The sequence below is a fragment of the bacterium genome (genome assembly GCA_035527515.1).
Classification (GTDB): Bacteria; B130-G9; B130-G9; order B130-G9; family B130-G9; genus B130-G9.
The window spans coordinates 1-2239 of the sequence record DATLAJ010000041.1 but is presented as its reverse complement, the minus strand read 5'-3'; the positions used below and the strand labels follow the sequence as shown (position 1 = coordinate 2239).

Genomic DNA, 2239 nt, shown 5'->3' with positions numbered 1-2239 from the left:
TCGAAGCGTGGGCAACGGCCCAAGCAGAAAACGAGCCCGCTGCTCTGTAGGGCGGCGGGGTTGGAAGGAGATGGATGATGAGTGCAGGTACTTGGGGAAAAGCAGAGTTGCGCCGATTGGAACAAAACCACAAGCACGCAGGGGAGAGGGGTCCAACGCCTGGGGAGTGGGAAGCGAGACGGTTGGAGGCCGATGGGTTTCTGATCAGGCGTCCAGGCTGGGAGATAAGGACCGACTTGTGGGACGTGGCAACGTGGATCGAGCGAGGCGCGCCGATTCGCAGAGAAGCCGATGCCCGCCTGATGGCCGCCGCGCCCGAGATGCTGGTCGCGTGTGAGGCTATGCTCGCCGCCATCAATGCCTACCGAGATACCGACATCTCGACAATGCGGTTCTTTAGCCTACTTTGCGAGGGAGAGACATCGGTCAACGCCGCCCTCGCCAAGGCCAAAGGCGAATAACCCACCCGCTGCTCTGTAGGCCGGCGGGGGAAGGAGATGGATACGATGACCATTGAACAGGTAATAGCAGAGATATTGAGCCGAGAGAGCCTGATCCTAGATGAGCTATGTAGCGATCCGGCACCATCACCAGAGCGACAGGACGAGCTGAACGCACGACAAAACAATCTCGTGATTGCCCTGACTGTGATTCGGAGAATAGGTGCTGACATTGCCAAGGCCAAAGGATAACCCCACCCGCTGCTCTGTGGGGGCAGGGCAGGCCGACACTAGCACCGCCGCCTTGCGTGACGGAAGGATGGCGGGGGAAGGAGGGACCATTCAGAAGAGTGGCCTGAGTATGTTGATGAGATAGGAGGTAAGTGTGAAAACGTATGGCAGTCTTAGTGAGCTTTCTGCGATGGTAGACTGGGAGAAGGTCGCCAGGGAAGTGATTCAGAAGCGCAACGCGCAGGAAGCCCAAGAGAAGGGCAACTCAATAGAGGAGGCTGATGTGAAACAGTTGTACAAGGTCTACGTAATCGACCCCGAGACGGATGAGATCCTGGTGGACGGGAAGTCAGTTATCGCCAAGAGTGAGGAGACTTCCAAGTTTCATGTGCTACGCGACCTTGGACGCGACCCTGATGAGCTGGTGGTCAAGTCCACGGTCCTGTTCTCCTTTTCTAAACCGAACGGCAAGGACTAGCGTCAAGTGAGCCGCTGAATCTCAGGATCGACGGCAGCCGGATAACCGGAAGCGGAGAACCCGCAAGGTGGAGAGATGATCTAGCCCCTCAAAAGGGCACGGCGTCTAGCGGGGAATGGAGGGACAGAGAGAGGAGGTGCGCCACGACAAACGATAAGAGGATCCGCACCTAACGTGATTCAAGCACAAGAGCGCATCGGGCTACCGGGTCCGGTGCGCTCTAGGATAAGGAGACAGACATGAGCGAATTGAAGGTATTGAGGCCCCGAGGAAAGAGCGTCGGGGCATACCATTGGGTACACCTGGATGCGGATGGCAAGCCACTGTGCGGGGAAGGGTTGAGCGAGTATATCGTAGAACTTCTCCCCGAGGTGTGGGACGAGAAAACCACCGTCTGTGGTGGATGCCGCGCACTTGAGAACCATTACAGCGTGACGACGCTCCAAGCGGGCCAGTCGCGCCGATATGGGCCTACTGAGTACATCTATGATGTAACCGATTTTAACAAGGAGAAACGGACCCGCCCCGAGGTGCTGGCGTTCTGTCAGGCACACGTCAAGGCATCGTATCTCAAAGAGGACATGCCCGACTGGTCCAGCCCGAGAATGGCAGGGCTATCGGAAACCAAGCCGGGCACATGGCGATACCATGTGTTCTGCGAATCGACGCACTAGCGAAGGGAGATAGGAAGATGAACAAAGCCACAGCCAAGCGAATAGCACAGTCTGGACAGATCGCATGGGGGGAGCTTCAGCAAACGCTTAAGCGGGCATTTGACGCCGGGGCAGCAAACGAGACGAGGGGGAAAGTCAACAAAGGGCTATCAAGAGCCAGCTCGTATACGATCCTGGGCAACATGGCAAAAGGATACGCGCCCGCCTGCTCTGTTGATCCAAAGAACCCCTTCGAGTGGCTTGGCGCGCAGAATATCCTCCGAGAGTTTGGCGACTTTTGGGAAGGCTGGCAACCAGAGCCAGAACCCAAGCGCGTGCAGCCTGAGCCCCTGCATAAGCCAGCGGTAGAAATACCGTTCTAACGAGACAAGAACGCCCCACACAAGCCGCCCCACCACGGGCGGCTTTTTTGTTGC

General features: G+C 57.3%; 5 protein-coding genes. All 5 read left to right on the top strand.

Features of this window, described 5'->3' with window-relative positions; translation table 11 throughout:
- Positions 1 to 182: 182 nt before the first annotated feature.
- The 5 genes from VM163_02730 to VM163_02710 all read left to right on the top strand — a co-directional run bounded on the left by VM163_02730 (position 183) and on the right by VM163_02710 (position 2185).
- Positions 183 to 461, top strand: a complete 279-nt coding sequence (locus tag VM163_02730) for a hypothetical protein (protein ID HUT02789.1) — start codon at positions 183 to 185, stop codon at positions 459 to 461.
- A 45-nt stretch (positions 462 to 506) separates the two neighbouring features.
- Positions 507 to 692, top strand: a complete 186-nt coding sequence (locus VM163_02725) for a hypothetical protein (GenBank protein ID HUT02788.1) — start codon at positions 507 to 509, stop codon at positions 690 to 692.
- 133 nt (positions 693 to 825) lie between these two features.
- Positions 826 to 1149 (top strand): hypothetical protein, encoded by a 324-nt coding sequence (locus VM163_02720; protein HUT02787.1) that lies wholly within the window; start codon positions 826 to 828, stop codon positions 1147 to 1149.
- A 239-nt stretch (positions 1150 to 1388) separates the two neighbouring features.
- Positions 1389 to 1823 (top strand): hypothetical protein, encoded by a 435-nt coding sequence (locus VM163_02715; protein ID HUT02786.1) that lies wholly within the window; start codon positions 1389 to 1391, stop codon positions 1821 to 1823.
- A gap of 17 nt (positions 1824 to 1840) precedes the next feature.
- Positions 1841 to 2185 (top strand): hypothetical protein, encoded by a 345-nt coding sequence (locus VM163_02710; protein ID HUT02785.1) that lies wholly within the window; start codon positions 1841 to 1843, stop codon positions 2183 to 2185.
- Positions 2186 to 2239: the final 54 nt, after the last annotated feature.